Below are 20,673 nucleotides of genomic sequence, written 5' to 3' on the forward strand. Positions count from 1 at the left end.
TCATAAGTGCTTCGTCTCTTGGTCGGGAGAAGCACCGACTCTACCAGCTGGCCCTTCAACTACCAATTGCACTTATTATCCGAAACCGCCTTTTATTAAGATTTGAAATAGTTATAATTTATCTCGCTGATACTGGTTTGAAGCTAAAACCGAGTAAAAACTGACCAAGCGAGAACAAATTATGTCGGCAGACAATCGTCCTGTCTTTCTGGACCTCACCAAGTACCGATTTCCCATGGCGGCCATCATGTCCGTCGGCCACCGGGCAAGTGGAATCTTCATGGTCATGTTGGTTCCGTTCCTGGCCTACCTGCTTGACCTCTCCCTATCCAGCTCCGATGGATTTGCGGAAGTTCAGGCTATTCTCGATCACTGGATATTGAAACCGATCGGGTTTGTCGCACTCTGGGCCTTGATCCATCACCTGCTCAGCGGCATCCGCTTTCTGCTGATCGATTTCCACATCGGCGTTGAACGCGACACGGGTAGGAAGTCAGCAACGGTTGTCACCTATGCCGCCCCGGTGGTCACCCTCCTAATAGGAGTGATGCTATGAGCCGACAAGCATCGGGGCTTCGTGCCTGGGCACTGCAGCGCATCAGCGCTGTCTACCTCGGCCTCTACATTATCTACTTCCTGGGTGTCCTGCTGATCTGTCCACCCGACACCTATGAAGCCTGGAAGGCCTTTGTGGGTGACCCCTGGGGAAGCATGGCAATGCTGCTCTTTTTCTCCTCGCTTCTGCTTCATGCATGGGTGGGGGTTCGTGATGTGCTCATCGACTACGTGCATCCCATGATGATTCGGGTAACGCTGCTGACGGTGTTCGGCATCGGCCTGATCGGCAGCAGCTTCAGTATTGCCAAGGCGATTTTTCTCGCCGGGCTTCAATCCTGAGACCTGAATAGAGACTGAATATGACCCTAGTCAGAAGACATTTCGACGCACTGATCATCGGTGCCGGCGGCGCCGGACTGAATGCGGCACTGCAACTGGCCAACGCCAATCTCAGGGTTGCCGTTGTATCCAAGGTTTTCCCGACACGCTCTCACACGGTTGCCGCCCAGGGTGGTGTTAACGCGGCACTGGCCAACGTGCTGCCTGACAACTGGCACTGGCACATGTTCGACACGGTGAAGGGCTCGGATTACCTGGGTGACCAGGACGCCATCGAGTTCATGTGCCGCGAGGCGATTCCCACCGTCTACGAACTGGAACACAACGGTGTGCCTTTTTCACGCCTGGACAACGGACGCATCTATCAACGCGCATTCGGCGGCCAGAGCCAGAACTTTGGTGGCGCACAGGCTGCACGAACCTGTGCAGCGGCTGACCGTACCGGCCATGCCATTCTGCACACCCTCTATCAGCAGAATATTCGTGCAAGGACCCATTTTTTCGACGAGTACTTCGCTGTCGACCTGATTGCCGATGACGAGGGCGCGATACTCGGTGCCCTGGTGTTGGAGATCGAGACCGGTGAGCCCCTGCTCATTGAATCCAAGACCACGCTGCTCGCAACCGGCGGTTGTGGCCAGGTGTTCAGAACCACATCCAATGCGCACATCAACACCGGCGACGGCATGGCCATGGCTTTGCGTGCCGGGGTGCCGCTGATGGACATGGAGTTCTTCCAGTTCCATCCCACGGGTATCGCGGGAAAGGGGATGCTGATCACCGAGGGTGTTCGCGGTGAAGGCGGTTACCTTGTCAACAAGGACGGTGAACGATTCATGGAGCGCTATGCACCGAACGCAAAGGACCTGGCCAGTCGCGACGTGGTTTCCAGGGCCATCGTCACCGAGGTGAAGGAGGGCAGGGGCTGTGGTCCCGAGGGTGATCACGTGATGCTCAAGGTGGACCACCTTGGCGAGGAAATTGTCAGCAAACGCTTGCCGGGTATTCGCGAGAGCTCCCAGATATTTGCCGGCGTAGACCCGGTCGTGGAGCCGATCCCGGTATTCCCCACGGCCCACTATGTCATGGGTGGCATCCCCACCAACCGCTATGGCAGGGTTGTCGTGCCTGTACAGCACGGCCCGGAGGAGGTGATACCCGGACTCTATGCCGCAGGGGAATGTGCCTGCGTATCCGTTCACGGTGCCAACCGCCTTGGCGGTAACTCCCTTCTCGATATCCTGGTCTTCGGACGTGCCGCCGGACAGGACATTATCGAGTTCCTGAAAGAGAACCCCAATCACCGACCGATGGATGAGGCTGCGGTTGAGAAGGTGATGTCGCGGCTTACCCGTTGGGAAGAGAAGGGTGAGGGGATCTCGGTGCAGGATCTACGGGCAGAATTCCGCAAGGTGATGGAGGATCACGCCGGTGTATTCCGTACCGACGAGATCATGGCCGAAGGCGTTGAGAAGGTGAAGGAGATCAGGGAAAAGCTGAAGGATCTGAGGCTGCAGGACCAGAGTTCGGTGTTCAACACGGCGCGTGTGGAAGCGTTGGAACTGGAGAACCTGGTCGATATCGGCATGTCCATCGTCCTCTCCGCGCTCAATCGCCAGGAGAGTCGCGGCGCCCACTCCCGCCCGGATTACCCGGACCGGGACGACAAAAACTGGATGAAGCACAGCCTCTACTTCTACGAAGAGGATCGCGTGGAGTACAAGCCGGTTCGCACCAAGCCCCTGTTTGTCGAAACCTTTCCGCCCAAAGAGCGTGTCTACTGAGGTCCCGCGTATGAAATTCATCGTATTTCGATACAATCCCGACCTGGATGCCACGCCCCGCATGCAGGAGTACGACGTTGAGGTGACACGCGGCATGATGCTGCGCGACGCTCTGCTGGAGATCAAGCGCCAGGACGAATCGTTCTCGTTCCGTCACTCCTGTGGTGAAGGCGTCTGCGGATCGGACGGACTCAACGTCAACGGCACCAACCTCCTTGGCTGCATCACCCGCGTCAGCGATCTGAAAGAGCCCGTCAAGGTGCGGCCGCTGCCCGGCAGACCTGTCATACGTGACCTGGTGGTGGACATGAGCCAGTTCTACCAGCAGTACCGCGCCGTCGAACCCTACCTGATCCGCAGGGATCCGCTGCCCGAGCAGGAGATCCTGCAGTCTCCAGAGGAACGGGATAAACTGGACGGACTCTACGAATGCATCATGTGCGGCTGCTGCTCCACATCCTGTCCCTCCTTCTGGTGGAATCCCGACAAGTTTCACGGTCCCCAGGCACTGCTGCAGTCCTGGCGATTCCTCGCCGACAGCCGTGACCAGGCGACAGATGAGCGTCTCGATGCCCTGGAAGGCCCCTACAAGCTGTTCCGCTGCCACACCATCATGAACTGCGTGGATGTCTGTCCCAAGCATCTCAACCCGACCAAAGCCATCGGCAAGATCAAGGAGCTGATGCTTGAGCGTGCCATCTAGCAACACACTTCCAAGTATCGAAAAGCTCCGCTGGCAGTGCCGGCGGGGCATGCTCGAACTGGACTATGCACTCTCGGATTTCCTGGAGCAGCAATACCCGAACCTGGCAGAAGAGGAACAGGCGCTGTTCGTGAGACTGCTCGATTTCGAGGATCAACTGCTACTGGACTGGCTGATGGGCAATGTCGTCCCTTCAGACGATTGGTTACGCGACTTGGTTGAGCGGATCGCCAGGCGCAGTTGAGTCCAAGTCGTATCACAGGGAGGTGATCATGAAACGAGCGGGTGAGAGACTGCGACTTGAGCCGGGCAGTTCACAGGCGTTGAAGCTGTTCCTTATCCTTGTTCACCTGGTTCCATCGTTACCCCTGCTGATGCTTCCCCTGCCTGGATGGTTCTAGGCTGTGGCCCTGTCATTCTCCTGGTCAGCGCCTTTTTCAGCTGGAGACATCAAATCCGCAACAACCAGGGCATTTCAGCAATCGAATCGGATGCCGATGGGCGCTGGACACTCTACGACCAAAATGGCGAAGAGGATGAAGTGCAGTTGATGCCGTCCACCCTGGTTCTTCCCTGGCTGATCATTTTCCACTTCCGGGGCTCGCCTTCCTGGCGCCGACAGCTGCTGGTTCCATGGGACGCTGCAGATCCGGAGATGTTGCGTTGTTTCCGGGTAAGGCTGCTGGACAATCCCCAAACCTCAAATCAGCCTGGTCATTCCGGTGCATACCGGAATCTAGGTACGCCATTCGGTGAACAATTGGTAGGTATTTATATTTAAACCAAGCTGTGAGAATTAGCTCGAGCATTAGATACACTAAAAGCTTCTCAATCCATTCCCTGGATTCCGGCATCCGCCGGAATGACGCTAAGAAGACTGATGAGTTGGAGGCTTAATAACTACCCAGGGAGTATTCCGAATTGTAGTTGTCCGGTATCAGGACGGTTGGCCCACGCTGGAACCGCTCGTCCCGCTTGGGAAAATCGAGGGTATAGTGCAGTCCGCGGCTTTCGCGGTGTCGCTGGGCGGACTGGATGATCAGGTCGGCCACGTCCACCAGGTTTCTCAGTTCCAGCAGGTCGTTGCTGACCCTGAAATTGGAGTAGTACTCGCTGATCTCGTGGCGCAGCAGGTTGACCCTGCGCTTGGCCCTTTCAAGCCGCTTGTTGGAGCGCACGATGCCGACGTAGTCCCACATGAAATGGCGCAACTCGTCCCAGTTGTGGGAGACCACCACCTCTTCGTCTGAATCGGTGACACGGCTCTCATCCCAGAGTGCAATAGTTTCGGGGTAGGGCGTGGACTTGGCCTTTCTGGCAATCTCTTCGCTGGCCAGCTGGGCGAATACCAGGCACTCCAGCAGCGAGTTGCTGGCCATGCGGTTGGCGCCATGCAAACCGGTATAGGCAGCTTCGCCGATGGCGAACAGGTTGGGGATGTCGGTGCGTGCCCGCTGATCGGTCATGATACCACCGCAGGTGTAGTGGGCGGCCGGTACGACCGGAATCGGTTCCTTGGTGATATCGATCCCGAATTTCAGACAGTTGTTATATATGGTCGGAAAATGGGATTGGATGAAATCTACCGGTTTGTGGCTGATGTCCAGGTAGACGCAGTCGTCACCGGTGCGTTTCATCTCGTGGTCAATGGCCCGGGCAACGATATCCCGTGGCGCAAGTTCTGCGCGTTCGTCGAATTCAGGCATGAAGCGTTTGCCGTTGGCCAGCAGGAGCCTGGCCCCTTCACCCCGCAGCGCCTCGGTGATGAGAAACGACTTGGCATGGGGGTGGAACAGGCAAGTGGGGTGAAACTGGATGAATTCCATATTTGCCACCCGGCAACCTGCTCGCCAGGCCATGGCGATGCCATCGCCGGTAGCGACATCCGGATTGCTGGTGTAGAGATAGACCTTGCTCGCACCACCGGTTGCCAGAATGGTGAATTTGGCCAGAAATGTGTCCACGCGACCGCTTTTCATATCGAGAATGTAACTGCCCAGGCAGCGGTTCTCGCCCTTGCCCCTCTTGTTACTGGTAATCAGGTCGACGGCGTTGTGGTGCTCGAAAAGAGTGACATTCGGCTTGTTTCTGATTCTCGATTCCAGGGTATTTTCCATCTCTTTGCCGGTGGCGTCAGCGGCATGAATGACCCGGCGATGGGAATGCCCCCCTTCGCGGGTGAGATGGTAACCTCCGCGCTTGGGTTCGTCCTCGGTGAAGGCAACACCCTGATCCAGCAGCCACTGGATATTTTCAGGACCTTTTTCCACGACCATCCGGACCGTGGCTTCATCACACAGGCCGGCGCCTGCATTGAGGGTGTCGGTGACGTGCGATTCAACAGAGTCCTCCTCTTTATCGAGGACAGCGGAAATACCCCCCTGTGCATAGTAGGTATTGCCCTCACGCAGTTCGCGCTTTGCGATGACGGCAATCTTCAGCTGTTCAGGCAGTCGCAGGGCCAGGCTCAGGCCAGCTGCGCCGCTGCCGATGATCAGTACATCAAATTGGTGTTCTTTGCGCATCTTTTCCGGATTTGCCGGAACCGGGTCAACGGTTCATAATTTGGATCAGTTGGCCGACAAAAAATCGGGCCAGCCTGTTCTGCGAAATCCTATCTCAAATCAGGTGTGACGAGAACAGAAAAAATAATCGAATCTTTCGGAACTTATCAGTAAACAGGCTGTCAACTCCAGTAAATATGGAGCAGCGCTTGCCACAATCAGGGGGACCGCCTGGATGGGCGAGCGACAGGTAGACCAGGAGTTGGTTGCGCGGGTGCAGCGCGGTGACAAAAAGGCTTTTGACCTGCTGGTGCTGAAATACCAGCAGAAAGTGGCCAATCTGGTATCACGCTATGTCAGGGATCCGCACGAGACACTGGATGTGACCCAGGAGGCTTTTATCAAGGCTTACCGGGCGCTCCCCAATTTTCGTGGTGAAAGCGCCTTTTACACTTGGCTCTACCGTATTGCCATTAACACAGCGAAGAACTTCCTGGTCGCCCAGGGCCGGAGACCCCCGGGAAGTGACGTGGATGCGGAAACCGCAGAGCAGCTTGATGTGGGTGTTCGCCTCAAGGAGCACGGGACGCCTGAAAACCATCTTCTTGAGGATGAGATTGCGGCAACCGTCAAGCAGGCCATTGACGATTTGCCCGAGGATCTCAGGACCGCCATTACTCTGCGGGAGTTGGAGGGGCTGAGTTACGACGAGATTGCGAAAGCGATGGATTGCCCGGTGGGTACGGTTCGATCGAGAATTTTCAGGGCACGTGCGGCGATCGACACCAGGCTCAAACCCTTATTGGAACCCTAAAAATGTCGGATATCAGAATGTCAGACAAACAAAGAGAACAGATATCAGCGCTGCTGGATGATGAGCTCTCTTCCGATCAGGCAGCTGAGACGCTTGCCGGATTGCGAGAGGATGAACAACTACGCTCGGCCTGGGATCGATACCACCTGATCGGTGACGTGATGCGTGGCGAGAGGGTACACGTTACCACTGCGAATGTGGCCGACAAGGTACGACAGCGACTGGAATCAGAACCCAGCATCATTGCAGTTCCGAAATCGGAGCAGGCGGCTGAAACGGGGCAGAGGGCACCTGTCCGCTGGCTGCGTCCCGCAGCAGGGGCCGCGCTGGCAGCATCGGTTGCCGTGGGTGCGGTAATGGTCTCTCCCCACCTGACTCAAATCTCCCCCGAATCTGAAGGCATCACAGTGGCCACCGCACCTGCACCCATTTCACTCCCGCAGCACAGTGGAACACGCTGGAAAAACCTTTCACAACCCGAAGTCGAATCCAAACTCAACCGCTACCTCGTGGATCACAGCGAATATGCGTCCCCCGGCGGAATGACAGGAGTCCTTCCCTATGCATCGTTCGTCAGCTATGACGCCAAACCTTAAGAACATGCGATTTATCGTTCTTCTGGCCAGTGCTGTTCTGCTTCTGCCACAGCAGCTCCTCGCTGACGAAGATGTACATCACATGCTCAAAAAAATGGTACAGGCAGTCCATGGATTGAGTTACGAGGGCACCTTCGTCTACCTTCACGGCAACCAGTTGGAATCCATGTGGGTGGTTCATACGCTGAAAGAGGATGGAGAGCGGGAACGCCTGATCTCTCTGAACGGGGCTGCCCGCGAAGTGGTCAGGGATAACGCCTCCGTTACATGCATTGCCCCTGATGCGCGTTCGGTATCCGTAGGCAAACGTATTCTGGGGCGCAGCTTCCGGGCCGTCTTCTCCATAGATACCAGCCAACTCGGGGCTATCTACGACTTCAAGGTGCTTGGTCATGACCGTGTGGCGGGCAGACCCACCAAGGTCGTTGCCATACTCCCCAAGGACCAGTACCGATATGGATACCGCATCTACCTGGACCATGAGCACAGTCTGCCCCTCAAAACCGACATGCTCGACTCATCCGGCGAGGCGATCTCACAAGTCATGTTCACTCATATGAATGTAGATCCGCATATCGATGACCGTGCAGAATCCACCCTCGAAGGCAAGGAACTCTACCGCTGGGGACAGCGTAATTCCACCCAAACACGCAGACCCGTGGAAAAATCCAACTGGGTGTTCAAAAACCTTCCGTCGGGTTATAGCCTGAGCATCCATACCCAGCGTCCTTCCGGCAAAGAAAGCAGGGGTGTCGATCACTTTGTACTGTCCGATGGCCTGGCTTCGCTGTCAGTGTATATTGAGCAGCAAGGTGAACAGTCCGGGCTGAACGGAAGCTCCCAAATGGGCGCGGTGAATGCATATGGCAGCCTGTTTCAGGGGCACCAGGTGACCGCAGTGGGGGAGGTACCCGTGGCGACCGTAAAACGAGTGGCTACAGCACTCCAGCGTAGTGACAAGTAAGCTCAAATGCTCGAAGAACCGGCCCTGGTCACCAACAGTGAAGATGGCTACGCGATAGTCGAAACTCAGCGTAAAACCACCTGTGGTGGATGCGAGGCGGGATCGACCTGCGGCACCAATGTACTTGCCAAGGTGTTCGGTAACAGGAAAAGCAGCTTTCGTGTTCGTAATCCCATTGGTGCCAAGCCGGGGGAGAGGGTGATCATTGGACTTCCTGAATCCGCCTTGCCCAAGGCCTCTGTCATCTTCTACCTAGTTCCCCTTGTGGCCATGATGCTGGGTGCCATGCTGGGGGAATGGCTTGCGGGCCAATTAAATTTTTCATCGACAGAACCCATGGCGATATTTTGCGGTCTATTGGGGCTGTTAGCGGGGTTGCTTGGTGCCAGGTACTTCTCACTCAATGCATCCCGGGATAATCAATACCAGGCGGTAATCTTGAGGAGGTCAGGGGATGTCAACCTGACCCTCAATATCACTAAGGGATAACCGCACAGTAATAAAGCTACAGGAGTTTTTTATGCGTGCTTTGATATCGAAAAGCCAGTATCTCGTTTTTGGCCTTGCCCTGTTTCTTATTGCAGCGGCTGAACTACAGGCTCGTTCACTACCCGATTTCACCAAGTTGGTAGAGTCCTACAGCCCTGCGGTGGTAAACATCAGCACCAAGCAGAATAAAACGGTAAAAAACAAGCTGAAACGCGAATTCCATATGCCGGATCCTCCCGAGGGCAGCCCCTTCAACGAGTTCTTCAAACACTTTTTCGGTGAAGGTTACGGCGGGGATTTCGAAAGGCACTTCGATACCCAGTCCCTGGGTTCTGGTTTCATCATCTCTGAAGACGGTTACCTGCTGACAAACAACCACGTGGTTGAAGAGGCTGATGAGGTTCTGGTTCGTCTGAGCGACCATCGCGAATTCACGGCCAAGGTAATCGGCAAGGACAAGCGCAGTGATGTCGCACTGCTCAAGATCGAAGCAGACGACCTTCCCACCGTGAAAATAGTTAAGGGCAGCGACCTGAAGGTCGGTGAATGGGTGCTGGCCATCGGTTCGCCGTTTGGATTCGATCACTCTGTAACTGCCGGTATCGTCAGTGCAAAAGGCCGAAGCCTGCCCAATGAAAACTACGTACCGTTTATTCAGACCGATGTGGCCATCAACCCCGGAAACTCCGGTGGTCCCCTGTTCAATCTCGATGGCGAGGTGGTTGGAGTCAACTCCCAGATCTACAGCCGAACCGGTGGCTTCATGGGTCTCTCGTTCGCCATTCCCATTGAAATGGCCATGAATGTAGCGGACCAGCTGCGCGAGAAAGGCAGGGTCAGCCGCGGATGGCTCGGCGTTCTGATCCAGGATGTAACCCGTGAGCTGGCAGATTCTTTCGGCATGGAACATCCTCATGGGGCGATTGTCGCCAAGGTGTTGCCAGATAGCCCGGCTGAAGAGGCAGGCCTGGAGCAGGGCGATGTGATCCTGACCTTTAACGGCCAAAAGCTGTACAACTCTTCCATGCTGCCTCCGCTGGTCGGTTCCAGCCGTATCGACAAGCCTGCGACTGTTGAGATTGTGCGAGCCGGAAAACGCAAGACTATCAAAATAAATATTGGTGAATTGCCAGAAGATGACAAGATTGCACAGATCTCCCAAGAGGGTTTTGGTCAGCAGAGTGATGTGAACGTACTGGGGCTGGTCGCAGCCGATATCACGCCCGAAATGAGGAAAGAGCAGCGTCTTGAGAATGTAAGAGGTGTGATTGTCGAGGAGGTGAGGCCAGGTCCTGCAAAGGCTGCCGGTCTGACCGAAGGCGATGTCATTCAGATGATCAACAATACCCGCGTTGATAACCTGGAGCAGTTCAATGCGCAGGTGGAAGCGCTGCAAAAAGGGAAGACCACCGCTGTGCTGGTACTGCGCCCAACGGGTCCGCGGTTCCTTGCCCTCCATGTTCCTGAAGAATGAGTCAACCAGGGATCTGTTTTACGCTCTATACACGCAACGGCTGCCATCTCTGTGAGGACATGAGATGGCAGCTTGTTGAGATGCAGAAGGAGAGGGGGTTCGAGTTCAACGAAATCGATATCGATGCCGATCCCGAGTTGGAAAAGCGTTATGGGACGTTGATTCCTGTTTTGGCACTCGGTGAGAAGGTACTTTGCAACTACTACCTGGATCCTGTTGCTGTTAACGAGACGCTTGCCCGGGAATGAGCTATTTGAGCGAAGACTATTCTGGGTTATCATTGGCAACGAATTTTTCCAGGATCTGCTACTCCTGAAAGCGGAACTTTTCGGAAGGGAAAGTTCCGCTTTTTCAATTAGTTATATAATTATTGTCGAATTGGTATTAAATAGGTGTTTACGCTTTTCGACTTGGACTGGCTGGCAAACAGACGCAATAACAGATGACCGACCTCAGACATATCCGAAATTTCTCCATCATTGCCCATATCGATCATGGTAAATCAACCATTGCTGATCGATTCATCCATATCTGTGGTGGTCTCAGTGATCGGGAGATGGAAGAGCAGGTTCTTGATTCGATGGACCTGGAGAGGGAGCGTGGCATCACCATCAAGGCTCAGAGCGTTACCCTGGACTACAAGGCAAAAAACGGCAAAATCTACCAACTTAACTTTATCGACACCCCGGGGCACGTGGATTTCTCATATGAAGTCTCACGCTCACTGGCGGCCTGCGAGGGCGCTTTGCTGGTGGTCGATGCAGCCCAGGGCGTCGAAGCCCAGAGTGTCGCCAACTGTTACACCGCCATCGAACAGGGCCTTGAGGTTCTGCCCGTGTTGAACAAAATCGATCTGCCGGCCGCAGAGCCGGAAAGAGTCATCAACGAGATCGAAGAGATCATTGGGATCGAGGCGGAAGAAGCAATCCGCGTAAGCGCAAAAACCGGCATAGGCATACCCGATCTGCTTGAGGAACTGGTCGATAAAATCCCACCCCCGGAGGGCGACGCCAACGCACCCCTCCAGGCCTTGATCATTGACTCCTGGTTCGACTCCTATGTGGGAGTGATCTCCCTCATCCGTGTCGTAAATGGCACCCTCCGCCCGAAAAACAAGATCACCATTATGTCCACCGGGCGCAACTTCCAGGCGGAGAAAGTGGGCGTGTTCGGCCCGAAGCGTGAGGATAAGCCGATGCTTGGCCCAGGCGAAGTAGGCTTCCTCATTGCAGGTATCAAGGACATCGATGGTGCACCGGTTGGCGATACCATCACCCTTACAGACAACAAGGCCAGCGAGGCGCTGCCAGGATTCGAGGAGATGCGTCCCCGCGTATTCTCAGGCCTCTACCCGGTCAGTTCGGACGATTACGAGTCTTTCCGTGAAGCGCTGCAGAAGCTCAAGCTCAATGATGCTGCACTCCATTTCGAGCCCGAAACATCCCAAGCCCTGGGATTCGGTTTCAGATGTGGTTTCCTGGGTATGCTGCACATGGAGATTGTCCAGGAGCGTCTCGAGAGAGAGTACGATCTGGACCTGATCTCAACCGCACCTACCGTAATCTACGAGGTGGTGAAGAGTGATGGTGAGATTATCTTCATCGATAATCCTGCCGATCTGCCTGATCCAAACCATATCGACGAGATTCGTGAGCCCATCATTGAAGCCCACATCCTGGTACCACAGGATCACCTGGGCAACGTGATCAATCTCTGTATCGAGAAGCGTGGCGTACAAAAGAACATGCAGTACATGGGCGGACAGGTTCAGGTGACCTATGAACTGCCCATGAACGAAGTTGTCCTGGACTTTTTCGACCGCTTGAAGTCAGTCAGTCGCGGCTATGCCTCGTTCGAGTATGAGTTCAAGCGTTTTCAGGCAGCACCCCTGATCAAGCTCGATATCCTGATCAATAGTGAGAAGGTTGATGCGCTCTCCATTATCGTTCATCGGGACAACGCCGATTTCAGGGGACGTGAGCTGACGGTGAAGATGAAAGAGCTGATTCCCCGCCAAATGTTCGAAGTGGCGATCCAGGCAGCGATAGGCAGCAAGATTCTGGCCCGCACGAATGTGAAGGCGCTTAGAAAAAATGTAACCGCTAAATGCTACGGTGGTGACATTACCCGCAAGCGGAAGTTGCTCGAAAAGCAGAAGGCTGGTAAAAAGCGTATGAAACAGGTTGGCAGGGTCGAAATTCCCCAAGAGGCATTTCTCGCTGTTCTGAAAGTTGGTAAAGAGAGTTAACCGGTAGAGAAGACAGGCATATCTATGAACTTTGATTTCCCGGCGTTTTTGGTTGCCGCTACATTTATCACCGGCGTCATCTGGTTGATAGATTCACTGTTGTTTGCGTCCAAGCGCCAGCAAAAAAACCAGGATGCAGAGATTCAAACCGTCAAAGAGCCGCTGCTTGTTGAGTACTCACGTTCATTTTTCCCGATTATTCTTGTCGTCCTGGTGCTGAGGTCATTTATCGTAGAACCATTCAGAATTCCGTCCGGTTCTATGATGCCCACGCTGCTTGTCGGGGATTTTATACTTGTCAATAAATTCTCTTATGGACTCAAACTTCCGGTAATTAACAAGAAAATCATAGAGATAGGCGATCCGGAGCGGGGCGATGTCATCGTTTTTAAATACCCTCAAAACCCCAACGTGGACTATATCAAAAGGGTAGTAGGCGTTCCTGGAGATTCTATCGCCTATCGGAATAAAATATTGTATGTAAACGGAGAACCTCAACATCAGAAGCAAGTGGCAATTTATTCTGGTGAAGGGAGTGGCTCCAGTGAAACCGGTTCCATCGAGAGTGTTGAGTTCCTAGGGGAACGCGCACACAACATTTTGGTCAATCCGCTCGCGCCGGATTTTGGCTATGGATGCCAGTTCCTGATGAGAGGACCGATAAAAGTACCCCCAGGACACTACTTTGCAATGGGTGATAATCGGGATAACAGTAACGACAGCCGATGCTGGGGTCTGGTTCCGAAAAAGAACCTCGTTGGCGAAGCATTCGGAATATGGATGAGCTGGGATAGTAACCGTTCATGGTCGCCCGTTCCCGTAGCCTGGGGACGGATTGGCGAAGGGATTAATTAGAAGTTAAATTGGAGGATAGGGGCAATGAAGTCCTTGAGAAAACAAAAAGGCATGACTGGATTGGGGTGGCTGACAATATTGGGCCTGATAGGATTCTTTTCACTGCTGACCATCAAGATTGGCCCGATTTATCTTCAGCACTACACTGTGAAGAGTGTACTCATGTCCCTGAAAGAGGAGCCTTTGATCACCAAGAAAACGCCCTCTCAAATCAAGGGAATGATCTTTAAAAGACTGAAGGTCAATGGCGTCTACGATATGGACAAAAAGGCCGTCACTCTTCAGAAAAGCCCTGGTATTGTCCTGGTGGATATCACCTATACCGTTCAGAAAAACATGGCCGGCAACCTGGATATTCTGGTCAACTTTTCCGAACAAGTAGAACTGGTGTCTAATTGAGAGAGTCCTTGGAGCGCCTCTGTCGTGAAATCGATTACCAGTTCGCTGATCTGCGGCTAGCAGAGAGGGCTCTCACCCATAGAAGCGCTGGAAGCGAAAACAACGAACGCCTGGAATTTCTCGGCGATGCCATTCTTGGCTTCATAATCGCCGATGAGTTGTATCACCGTTTCCCCGATGCCGATGAAGGCCAATTGAGCCGGCTTCGTGCGAAGTTGGTGAAAGGGGATTCTCTCGCCGAGATCTCCCGGTCATTGGAACTAGGCAGTTACCTCAGCCTCGGTGCAGGTGAACTCAGAAGTGGCGGACATTCACGCAACTCTATTCTTGCCGACGCCATGGAAGCCCTGTTTGCTGCGATCTATCTGGACAAGGGTTATGAAAATGCCCACAAGGTCATTTTGGACCTTTTCCAGGAAAAACTTTCCGCATTGACCGCGGAATCTCAGCAGAAAGACCCAAAAACACGCCTGCAGGAATTTCTGCAAGCCAGGAAACTTGAACTGCCGGCCTACAGCATCACCCAGGTTGTTGGTGAACAGCACAATCAAACCTTTACCGTAAAATGCCAGGTCTCCAGCCTGAAAATGGAGTCTGAAGGTACAGGAAGCAGCCGGCGTAAAGCAGAGCAGGATGCGGCTAGTCATCTTCTGGAGCATCTGGTCAATGGCTGAGAAAAACCGAAATCGCTGTGGCTATTGCGCCATCGTGGGTAGGCCAAATGTCGGCAAGTCAACGCTGCTGAACCGTCTTATCGGCCAAAAGCTGGCGATAACATCCAGAAAACCCCAAACCACGCGGCACAGTATTCTCGGGGTTAAGACCACCGAACAGGGCCAGGTGATCTACGTTGATACACCCGGAATTCATCAGCGTGGTGATCAAGCGATGAATAAATACCTGAACCGAACGGCCAAAACAGCCCTGGCTGATGTGGATCTCCTGGTCTTTGTGGTTGAGGCCAATCGATGGACAGATGAAGATGCCGCAGTTTTACAGACCATCAAGAATATCGGTACTCCAACGATACTTGTGGTGAATAAAGTAGATACGGTCAAAGAGAAACAGTCTCTGCTTCCATTTCTCAGTGAAATAGCTGCGAAACACCCATTCGAAGAGGTCATACCTCTGTCGACAATGAGTGGGGATAATGCGGATATGCTGGGCAAGCAGGTATTGGCACGCTTGCCGGAAAGTGAGAACTTCTTCCCGGAAGATCAATTGACCGACCGTCCAGAGCGGTTTTTCGCAGCAGAACTGATACGGGAACAGCTTACACGCCGTTATGCCAAGGAGATCCCCTACGCCTTGACCGTGGAGATCGAAAAGTTCGAACAAGAGGGGAATCTCTACCGTATAAACGCCTTGGTATGGGTTGAGCGCCCCGGACAGAAAAACATCATCATCGGCAGCAAGGGAGCCGCCCTGAAAGAGGTGGCTAAACAAGCCCGGCTGGAAATGGAGAAGTTCTTCGGAACCAAGGTCTTTCTCACTATCTGGGTCAAGGTTAAAAAGAGCTGGTCAAGCGATGAAAGCGCGTTGATACGTCTCGGTTACGGTGATTGAACCTTGTGGCATACAGAAACAACCTTGAAATGCAGCAGGCGTTTATTCTGCACCGCTCACCCTACTCGAACAGCAGCCTGCTCCTTGAGTGCCTGACATCGTCTCAAGGACGATTCCCTCTGATCGCCAAGGGAGCAAACTCGGACAAAGAGCGGAAAAGGGGGGGTAGCCTTCATCCCTTCACTCCACTGTTGATCAACTGGAGTGGCCGGGGCGAGGTAAAGAATCTGTGCAATCATGATGTCAGTGACAGACCGATTCCGCTAACAGGAAATGCGCTTTATTGCGGCTTTTATGTTAACGAATTGATAATGCGCCTGGTTCATAGAAATGACCCGAATGGTGAACTTTTCACCCTCTATAAAGACACCATTTATGCGCTTTCCCAATCACCGATGCTGGACAGTGTGCTTCGAGCATTCGAGTTGAATCTGTTGGCACTACTCGGATACGGACTGAACCTGGAATACGATGCCGTAACAGGCGAGCCTATTGATCCGAACGGATTCTATCTGTTTGAAACTGAAACAGGGCCGATCAGAACAGGTGAACACGCACAACAAGCGATATCAGGCTCCACTTTACTTGGCATCACTTCAGGCGAGGAACTGGACAAGCAAGGCAGGGGGGAGGCAAAAGCGCTTCTCAGGCAGGTGATTTCTTACTACATTGGTGACAAGCCATTGAAGAGCAGGGAGCTTTTCAGGACCATATCTTCAGTTAATAACCGCTGGAAACAATAAACAATGCAACCAAGAGATATTCTACTAGGTGTAAACATTGACTACGTTGCAACCTTGCGCCAACAACGTGGAACCCGCTACCCGGAGACCATACAGGCCGCACTGGTTGCTGAGCATGCAGGTGCTGATGCTATAACTGTTCATCTGCGTGAAGACAGAAGACATATCCAGGACCGGGACGTTGAGATATTGAACGGGACGCTTCAAACCCGAATGAATCTTGAAATGGCTGCAACGGATGAAATGCTGGCGATTGCGCAACGGATTGCTCCCAGCGACTGCTGCCTGGTGCCCGAACGCCGCGAGGAATTGACGACTGAAGGAGGTCTGGATGTAGCCTCGAATATCGGGGCTTTAACGGACTCTTGCGCAGCACTGGCCGAGTCAGATATCAAGGTATCACTTTTTATAGATGCCGACCCCCAACAACTGGACGCTGCTGTAGAAGTGGGTGCGCCTGTCGTGGAGATACATACAGGCCATTATGCCGGTGCGTCAACACGTGGTGAAAGGGAAGTAGAGTTCAACAGAATAAAATCTGCTGTTGCACACGGACTGGATGTCGGTCTGCAGGTGAATGCAGGTCATGGCCTGGATTATCATAATGTCCAGGCTATTGCAGCAATTGAGGGCATCAGGGAACTGAATATCGGGCACTCGATCATTGCGCGAGCAATATTTTCAGGTTTGGACAAGGCAGTTTCGGATATGAAGCGATTGATGCAATACGGGTAATGACATCTCGCTGACCGCCTGAAATAACTGTTTTTCAGGTTATCAAGTAAACAAACAGGATCAAGCAAGTTTCAGAGAGGAGAGGGTGGCGGTCTCCTGATCAACCAGCAACATTGATCGAACAGCCTGCTCAAGACTCTCCTCATCTGCGGCCCGCTCAAGGTCAGAAACATATTTTTTCAGGGCAGAGACGCCACAGACCGCAGCAGAGCCGTGCAAGCGGTGTGCGTTTTCCTTTAATTCTGACCAGTCCTGGTTTTCCAGATTATCCCGCAACTGTTTGCCCATTGTTTGAAGATCCTGGATTAAACGCATGAACATCTCGTCGGCCAGTTCTTTTCTACCCCCAGCGATTCGCAATGCCTCTTCAGCATCCCGTGATGGCAGAATATCGCGACCGGAAGAGGGGGAGGCTTTCGGAATAGCTTTTACGCCGCAATCTTTCCCCAGCAATCCGCAGACCACGCTCCAGAGTCTCTCCTCTTCAATTGGCTTGACCAGGTATTCATCGAAACCCACTGATACGGCATCTTCCCTGTGACCCGGAACGATATCGGCACTTAATGCAACGATAGGCGTATGTGTATCTTCGGGTTCACTTGACCTGATGATCTTGGTTGCTTCTTTGCCATCCATTACCGGCATGTGAATATCAAGAATCACCAAGTCATAGTGGCCTTCTGAGAAAGCATTAATAGCTTCTTCACCATTCTGCACGGCTTCTATTTCTGCTCCGCTGCCTTGTAGCAGGGCAACAATCAACCGGAGATTAGTGGGATTGTCATCCGCGACAAGAAAACGGTATTGATTGAGATCCGGTATCTTTTCAATTACCTGGCCATTTGTTGCAGCTCTTTCTTTGCCAAATACGCCCTGTTCTAAAATACGATAAAGCGCGTTTCGTCCAAGGGGCTTACTTGTACACCGAGTAACGCCATTAATTTTCTGACACTTATCAAGTACAAGATGATCCGATGTGCTTGCAAGAACAAGGATCGATGCATTGGTTCTCTGCCTGATTGATTGGACTCTGCCATCGACCTCCTCGGCGGTTTCGTGAGTTGAAGCCCCGAGCAATACGAAATCGTACCCTTCATTGAATTCTTGCGAATCGAGAGATGCGAGGCTTGCTCCATCAACATTCATGTCCATATGCGTCAACATGTGAACAATGGAATGACGGGATAGTTCATGATCATCAACCACGAGGCAGCGTTTTCCTGATAATTCGGTGTACTGATCATGTGGGATGTCGAGCGGATTCCGAATTTTTTCCAAACCCAGATAAACCCTGAAGCACGACCCTTGTCCCTCTTCACTCTCCACGCTGATTTTGCCCTTCATCGTTTCAGCCAGCTTTCGGCTGATACTGAGTCCGAGCCCTGTTCCTCCATAATTCTTACTGATATTAGTGGAGAGTTGATTGAATGATGTGAACAGGCTCTGTTGTAATTGAGCGGAGATTCCAATGCCTGTGTCAGTGACAGAAAATAGAATGGAGCATTGGTTTTCAGTCTCGCCTTCGAGCATGACCCTAACAATTACCTGCCCTTCGTGCGTGAATTTAATAGCATTGCCGATTAGGTTTACGATTATTTGCCGGATCCTTGTCTCATCGCCAATCAACCGCTCTGGCACATCAGAATAGATCAATAGTGTGAGCTCGAGTCCCTTTTCATGAGCAGCTGGTGCCAGGAGTGTAACGGGTTCCTCGAAGCAGTCGTAAATGTCGAAAGGTGTAGACTCTGGTTCGAGCTTGCCATACTCCAATCTCGAATAGTCGAGAATATCGTTGATGATTGTGAGCAGACTTGAAGCCGATTTTTCTATGGTCTCGACCAGTTCATGCTGTTCAGACGACATGTCAGATTTCAATAACAGCCTGGAAAACCCGATCACACCATTCATTGGCGTTCGGATCTCATGGCTCATATTGGCAAGAAACTCGGATTTGACCTGGTTCGCCTTCATGGCTCTCTTTCTGGCAAGATCCAGTTCAACGTTCTGTATCTCCAATGCCTCCATGGTCTGTATCAGATCGGCGGTAGCCTGCTTGACCTGTTCTTCAAGAATATCCCGCGAGTTTTTCAAATCGCTGGACATGGAGTTGAAACCCTCTTCGAGGCTTCTCAACTCACCCTTGGAGACTTCAGGTACCTTTATGGAAAAATCACCATGCTTCATCTTGATCACCGCTTGTGTCAGGCGTGAGATCGGTTTGGTCAGCTGTTGGCTCAGGGCCAAGGCGATCGCGGCGGTTATCAGAAGCCCGGCAAGGGCAATCAACGAGCTGACAAGTATGATCCTCTGCTGGTTTTCCTTGAGCCTGTCATCGCTCATCAACAAGACAACCTCACCCATCACAAGGGTGCTGGGAATCTCTGTGGATTCTGTTTCCTGGTCGGGATAATCGCTTAAATCAGCAGGTGCAAGCGCTGCGACCACTTGCTCTGTGAAAACCCTGTCGCGTTCAAAATCGCCCTGGGTAAGATCAATCCTGTCACTCTGGGAGCCGCCAATAAAAGCTGCCACTTCGCCTTCGGAGCTGTATACTAGGATGGCGATCACATCTGGTCTGCGCTTGATTGGGTTGAGGCTTTGGAAAAGAACATTTTCATTACCGGAGAAAAGGCCATAAACACTCGTGGCCGCAGCCTCCTTGGCAAGGGTTGATCCTCGTTCTATGAATGCCCCCCTTAGATTATCAATCTGTGACGTAATGATGTAAGTGCCCAGCGCTGCGGCCACCAATGCAGCGGGAAGAATGCCGAGTAAAAGGGCCCTGATCTTAATCCTTGAAAAGCCCCGGATAGTCATTTCGATTCCTCCTGCAAAAGGAGGGATTTCAGCTTGTCCTCATCAGGCAGTGATATGCCCAGGGATTTACCAACACTTTCATTTGTGGAAATGCTGAAATATTCAGTATATCCAGGAGAATCCAGCCTTTTTCCATTTGAACCAAGGTATTTCTTTACCGTGTCACTGATCTGCTTGCCGATATCTTCAGGTGTCGAATATACAGCCGCAAGGGCGCCAGCCTTCACGTAAGCGGAAGAAAAACCCAAAACCGGCACTTGGTTGTGATAACTGGAGAGCAGGATCCCAACCACATTCTTGCGGTTGTAGATCTCCGGGTCCGGCAGTGTCAGAAGCAAATTGGTACTGGAAAAGAGTTTTCGCAGTTTGTTTCCGATTTGATCGCTGGAATCTGCTGTTTCAAAATGAATTGGTATATTCATTTCTGATGCCACTGACTCCAGCCGATTTCTGTATTGTTTTGTGCTGGGGCCAAGCAATACACCGACATGAGGTTTTCCGGCAGAAATTAACTTGGAAAAATGAAGCAGACGTTCAAATGGTTGATCAATAAATATTGCAGATGATCGACTGTCAGAAACTGCAAGACGGCCGTAGGAAGCTTTCGGGAGAAGCGTATATAAGGCCTTGTACCTGTATTTATGAGCGATTCGCTTATCATGGAGCCAGTCGGCCGATTTTTTTCCGACGGGTATCACCAGGTCATTTGAATCAAGCGTATGCAGGCGACTATCCAGATCCTGCTCATCGATTGAGCTTATCTCGATGTCCATGTCCCTGCAGGCTGCTACCGGTTTTTTCAGACATGCTTTCTTGATCTCGTTTCTGAATGCATCCGTAAGCTGTTGGTATATGGATGCAGATCCACTCTTGACTACGAAAATGCGGATATTGGATGTCTGGGCACTTAGGCTTACAGGGATCAGAAAAAGGTGCAGGATAAAACAGGCAGCAAACATCGACCATAGCCGAATCCTGTATTGGCTACGTCTCGATTTATTAGGCAGGAAAAAGAATTTATTCAATATTCCTGCCTCATGAAAGCCTTGGCAATGATCTCAATATGATCATGATGTGCCTCATTC

At 52.4% G+C, this 20,673-nt stretch carries 23 protein-coding genes; 20 read left to right on the forward strand and 3 right to left on the reverse strand.

Translation table 11 applies throughout. The annotated features are described in order from the left end of the window. Window positions 1-181: 181 nt before the first annotated feature. The 7 genes from sdhC to BOW53_RS02645 are packed head-to-tail and all read left to right on the forward strand — an operon-like array spanning window position 182 to window position 4,165. Entirely contained in the window at window positions 182-556 is a 375-nt protein-coding gene (gene sdhC / locus BOW53_RS02620) for a succinate dehydrogenase, cytochrome b556 subunit (protein WP_078485969.1), read from the forward strand. Continuing rightward, window positions 553-897: a succinate dehydrogenase, hydrophobic membrane anchor protein gene (sdhD, locus tag BOW53_RS02625; protein WP_078485970.1), complete on the forward strand. Its 345-nt coding sequence runs from the start codon at window positions 553-555 to the stop codon at window positions 895-897. Before sdhC ends, sdhD begins: the two co-directional genes overlap by 4 nt. A gap of 20 nt (window positions 898-917) precedes the next feature. Then, window positions 918-2,681, forward strand: a complete 1,764-nt coding sequence (gene sdhA / locus BOW53_RS02630) for a succinate dehydrogenase flavoprotein subunit (RefSeq protein WP_078485971.1) — start codon at window positions 918-920, stop codon at window positions 2,679-2,681. Between the two features lie 10 nt (window positions 2,682-2,691). Beyond that, on the forward strand, window positions 2,692-3,384 hold the full coding sequence (locus BOW53_RS02635; protein ID WP_078485972.1) for a succinate dehydrogenase iron-sulfur subunit: 693 nt from the start codon (window positions 2,692-2,694) through the stop codon (window positions 3,382-3,384). Next, window positions 3,374-3,628: an FAD assembly factor SdhE gene (locus BOW53_RS02640; protein WP_281254011.1), complete on the forward strand. Its 255-nt coding sequence runs from the start codon at window positions 3,374-3,376 to the stop codon at window positions 3,626-3,628. The genes BOW53_RS02635 and BOW53_RS02640 overlap by 11 nt, the downstream gene beginning before the upstream one ends. A 28-nt stretch (window positions 3,629-3,656) precedes the next feature. Beyond that, a complete protein-coding gene (locus BOW53_RS13470; protein ID WP_281254012.1) occupies window positions 3,657-3,785 on the forward strand; it encodes a hypothetical protein in 129 nt (42 codons plus the stop codon). Beyond that, window positions 3,776-4,165 carry a protein YgfX gene (locus tag BOW53_RS02645; RefSeq protein ID WP_078485974.1) on the forward strand — a complete coding sequence of 130 codons (390 nt, stop codon included), beginning with the start codon at window positions 3,776-3,778 and terminating at the stop codon, window positions 4,163-4,165. Before BOW53_RS13470 ends, BOW53_RS02645 begins: the two co-directional genes overlap by 10 nt. Before the next feature lie 112 nt (window positions 4,166-4,277). Here the strand turns inward: BOW53_RS02645 and nadB are convergent, their stop codons facing one another. After that, window positions 4,278-5,909 carry an L-aspartate oxidase gene (gene nadB, locus BOW53_RS02650; protein ID WP_078485975.1) on the reverse strand — a complete coding sequence of 544 codons (1,632 nt, stop codon included), beginning with the start codon at window positions 5,907-5,909 and terminating at the stop codon, window positions 4,278-4,280. Window positions 5,910-6,123: 214 nt separating this feature from the next. Between nadB and rpoE the strand changes: the two genes are divergently transcribed. The 13 genes from rpoE (at window position 6,124) to pdxJ (ending at window position 16,771) form a co-directional block, all read left to right on the forward strand. Continuing rightward, a complete protein-coding gene (gene rpoE, locus BOW53_RS02655) occupies window positions 6,124-6,702 on the forward strand; it encodes an RNA polymerase sigma factor RpoE (protein ID WP_078485976.1) in 579 nt (192 codons plus the stop codon). Window positions 6,703-6,719: 17 nt separating this feature from the next. Beyond that, window positions 6,720-7,298: a sigma-E factor negative regulatory protein gene (locus tag BOW53_RS02660; protein ID WP_172838738.1), complete on the forward strand. Its 579-nt coding sequence runs from the start codon at window positions 6,720-6,722 to the stop codon at window positions 7,296-7,298. Then, on the forward strand, window positions 7,264-8,262 hold the full coding sequence (locus BOW53_RS02665) for a MucB/RseB C-terminal domain-containing protein (protein WP_078485978.1): 999 nt from the start codon (window positions 7,264-7,266) through the stop codon (window positions 8,260-8,262). Before BOW53_RS02660 ends, BOW53_RS02665 begins: the two co-directional genes overlap by 35 nt. Before the next feature lie 6 nt (window positions 8,263-8,268). Next, window positions 8,269-8,751 carry a SoxR reducing system RseC family protein gene (locus tag BOW53_RS02670; RefSeq protein WP_078485979.1) on the forward strand — a complete coding sequence of 161 codons (483 nt, stop codon included), beginning with the start codon at window positions 8,269-8,271 and terminating at the stop codon, window positions 8,749-8,751. Between the two features lie 31 nt (window positions 8,752-8,782). Beyond that, the gene (locus BOW53_RS02675; RefSeq protein ID WP_078485980.1) at window positions 8,783-10,225 is read left to right on the forward strand and encodes a DegQ family serine endoprotease; all 1,443 of its coding nucleotides are present in this window, start codon (window positions 8,783-8,785) and stop codon (window positions 10,223-10,225) included. Next, window positions 10,222-10,473 (forward strand): glutaredoxin family protein, encoded by a 252-nt coding sequence (locus BOW53_RS02680; protein WP_078485981.1) that lies wholly within the window; start codon window positions 10,222-10,224, stop codon window positions 10,471-10,473. The genes BOW53_RS02675 and BOW53_RS02680 overlap by 4 nt, the downstream gene beginning before the upstream one ends. 194 nt (window positions 10,474-10,667) lie before the next feature. After that, window positions 10,668-12,473: a translation elongation factor 4 gene (gene lepA, locus BOW53_RS02685; protein ID WP_078485982.1), complete on the forward strand. Its 1,806-nt coding sequence runs from the start codon at window positions 10,668-10,670 to the stop codon at window positions 12,471-12,473. Window positions 12,474-12,497: 24 nt separating this feature from the next. Continuing rightward, a complete protein-coding gene (gene lepB, locus BOW53_RS02690) occupies window positions 12,498-13,328 on the forward strand; it encodes a signal peptidase I (protein WP_078485983.1) in 831 nt (276 codons plus the stop codon). Between the two features lie 24 nt (window positions 13,329-13,352). Next, window positions 13,353-13,727: a DUF4845 domain-containing protein gene (locus tag BOW53_RS02695; protein ID WP_078485984.1), complete on the forward strand. Its 375-nt coding sequence runs from the start codon at window positions 13,353-13,355 to the stop codon at window positions 13,725-13,727. Continuing rightward, a complete protein-coding gene (gene rnc, locus BOW53_RS02700) occupies window positions 13,724-14,401 on the forward strand; it encodes a ribonuclease III (protein WP_078485985.1) in 678 nt (225 codons plus the stop codon). Before BOW53_RS02695 ends, rnc begins: the two co-directional genes overlap by 4 nt. Next, window positions 14,394-15,293, forward strand: coding sequence for a GTPase Era (gene era / locus BOW53_RS02705; RefSeq protein WP_078485986.1), 900 nt, complete (start codon window positions 14,394-14,396; stop codon window positions 15,291-15,293). Before rnc ends, era begins: the two co-directional genes overlap by 8 nt. A gap of 5 nt (window positions 15,294-15,298) precedes the next feature. Then, complete coding sequence (gene recO, locus BOW53_RS02710) at window positions 15,299-16,036, forward strand: DNA repair protein RecO (protein ID WP_135606970.1); 738 nt, start codon at window positions 15,299-15,301, stop codon at window positions 16,034-16,036. Between the two features lie 3 nt (window positions 16,037-16,039). Next, entirely contained in the window at window positions 16,040-16,771 is a 732-nt protein-coding gene (pdxJ, locus tag BOW53_RS02715; protein ID WP_078485988.1) for a pyridoxine 5'-phosphate synthase, read from the forward strand. Between the two features lie 60 nt (window positions 16,772-16,831). Here pdxJ and BOW53_RS02720 read toward each other — a convergent pair whose 3' ends face one another. Both BOW53_RS02720 and BOW53_RS02725 read right to left on the reverse strand, forming a co-directional pair. Beyond that, complete coding sequence (locus tag BOW53_RS02720; RefSeq protein ID WP_078485989.1) at window positions 16,832-19,588, reverse strand: response regulator; 2,757 nt, start codon at window positions 19,586-19,588, stop codon at window positions 16,832-16,834. Continuing rightward, window positions 19,585-20,361, reverse strand: a complete 777-nt coding sequence (locus BOW53_RS02725) for an ABC transporter substrate-binding protein (RefSeq protein WP_172838739.1) — start codon at window positions 20,359-20,361, stop codon at window positions 19,585-19,587. The genes BOW53_RS02720 and BOW53_RS02725 overlap by 4 nt, the downstream gene beginning before the upstream one ends. Between the last annotated feature and the right edge of the window lie 312 nt (window positions 20,362-20,673).

Source organism: Solemya velesiana gill symbiont, from assembly GCF_002020805.1.
Classification (GTDB): Bacteria; Pseudomonadota; Gammaproteobacteria; order Chromatiales; family Chromatiaceae; genus Sedimenticola_A.

Coding starts and splice junctions, on each gene's coding strand:
- BOW53_RS02665 (WP_078485978.1), top strand. CDS start 7,264: ATGCATCGTTCGTCAGCTATGACGCCAAACCTTAAGAACATGCGATTT.
- BOW53_RS02660 (WP_172838738.1), top strand. CDS start 6,720: ATGTCAGACAAACAAAGAGAACAGATATCAGCGCTGCTGGATGATGAG.
- lepA (WP_078485982.1), top strand. CDS start 10,668: ATGACCGACCTCAGACATATCCGAAATTTCTCCATCATTGCCCATATC.
- BOW53_RS02695 (WP_078485984.1), top strand. CDS start 13,353: ATGAAGTCCTTGAGAAAACAAAAAGGCATGACTGGATTGGGGTGGCTG.
- BOW53_RS02720 (WP_078485989.1), bottom strand. CDS start 19,588: ATGACTATCCGGGGCTTTTCAAGGATTAAGATCAGGGCCCTTTTACTC.
- BOW53_RS02680 (WP_078485981.1), top strand. CDS start 10,222: ATGAGTCAACCAGGGATCTGTTTTACGCTCTATACACGCAACGGCTGC.
- pdxJ (WP_078485988.1), top strand. CDS start 16,040: ATGCAACCAAGAGATATTCTACTAGGTGTAAACATTGACTACGTTGCA.
- BOW53_RS02675 (WP_078485980.1), top strand. CDS start 8,783: ATGCGTGCTTTGATATCGAAAAGCCAGTATCTCGTTTTTGGCCTTGCC.
- sdhC (WP_078485969.1), top strand. CDS start 182: ATGTCGGCAGACAATCGTCCTGTCTTTCTGGACCTCACCAAGTACCGA.
- lepB (WP_078485983.1), top strand. CDS start 12,498: ATGAACTTTGATTTCCCGGCGTTTTTGGTTGCCGCTACATTTATCACC.
- BOW53_RS13470 (WP_281254012.1), top strand. CDS start 3,657: ATGAAACGAGCGGGTGAGAGACTGCGACTTGAGCCGGGCAGTTCACAG.
- sdhD (WP_078485970.1), top strand. CDS start 553: ATGAGCCGACAAGCATCGGGGCTTCGTGCCTGGGCACTGCAGCGCATC.
- BOW53_RS02635 (WP_078485972.1), top strand. CDS start 2,692: ATGAAATTCATCGTATTTCGATACAATCCCGACCTGGATGCCACGCCC.
- nadB (WP_078485975.1), bottom strand. CDS start 5,909: ATGCGCAAAGAACACCAATTTGATGTACTGATCATCGGCAGCGGCGCA.
- BOW53_RS02725 (WP_172838739.1), bottom strand. CDS start 20,361: ATGGACATCGAGATAAGCTCAATCGATGAGCAGGATCTGGATAGTCGC.
- BOW53_RS02670 (WP_078485979.1), top strand. CDS start 8,269: ATGCTCGAAGAACCGGCCCTGGTCACCAACAGTGAAGATGGCTACGCG.
- BOW53_RS02645 (WP_078485974.1), top strand. CDS start 3,776: ATGGTTCTAGGCTGTGGCCCTGTCATTCTCCTGGTCAGCGCCTTTTTC.
- sdhA (WP_078485971.1), top strand. CDS start 918: ATGACCCTAGTCAGAAGACATTTCGACGCACTGATCATCGGTGCCGGC.
- rpoE (WP_078485976.1), top strand. CDS start 6,124: ATGGGCGAGCGACAGGTAGACCAGGAGTTGGTTGCGCGGGTGCAGCGC.
- era (WP_078485986.1), top strand. CDS start 14,394: ATGGCTGAGAAAAACCGAAATCGCTGTGGCTATTGCGCCATCGTGGGT.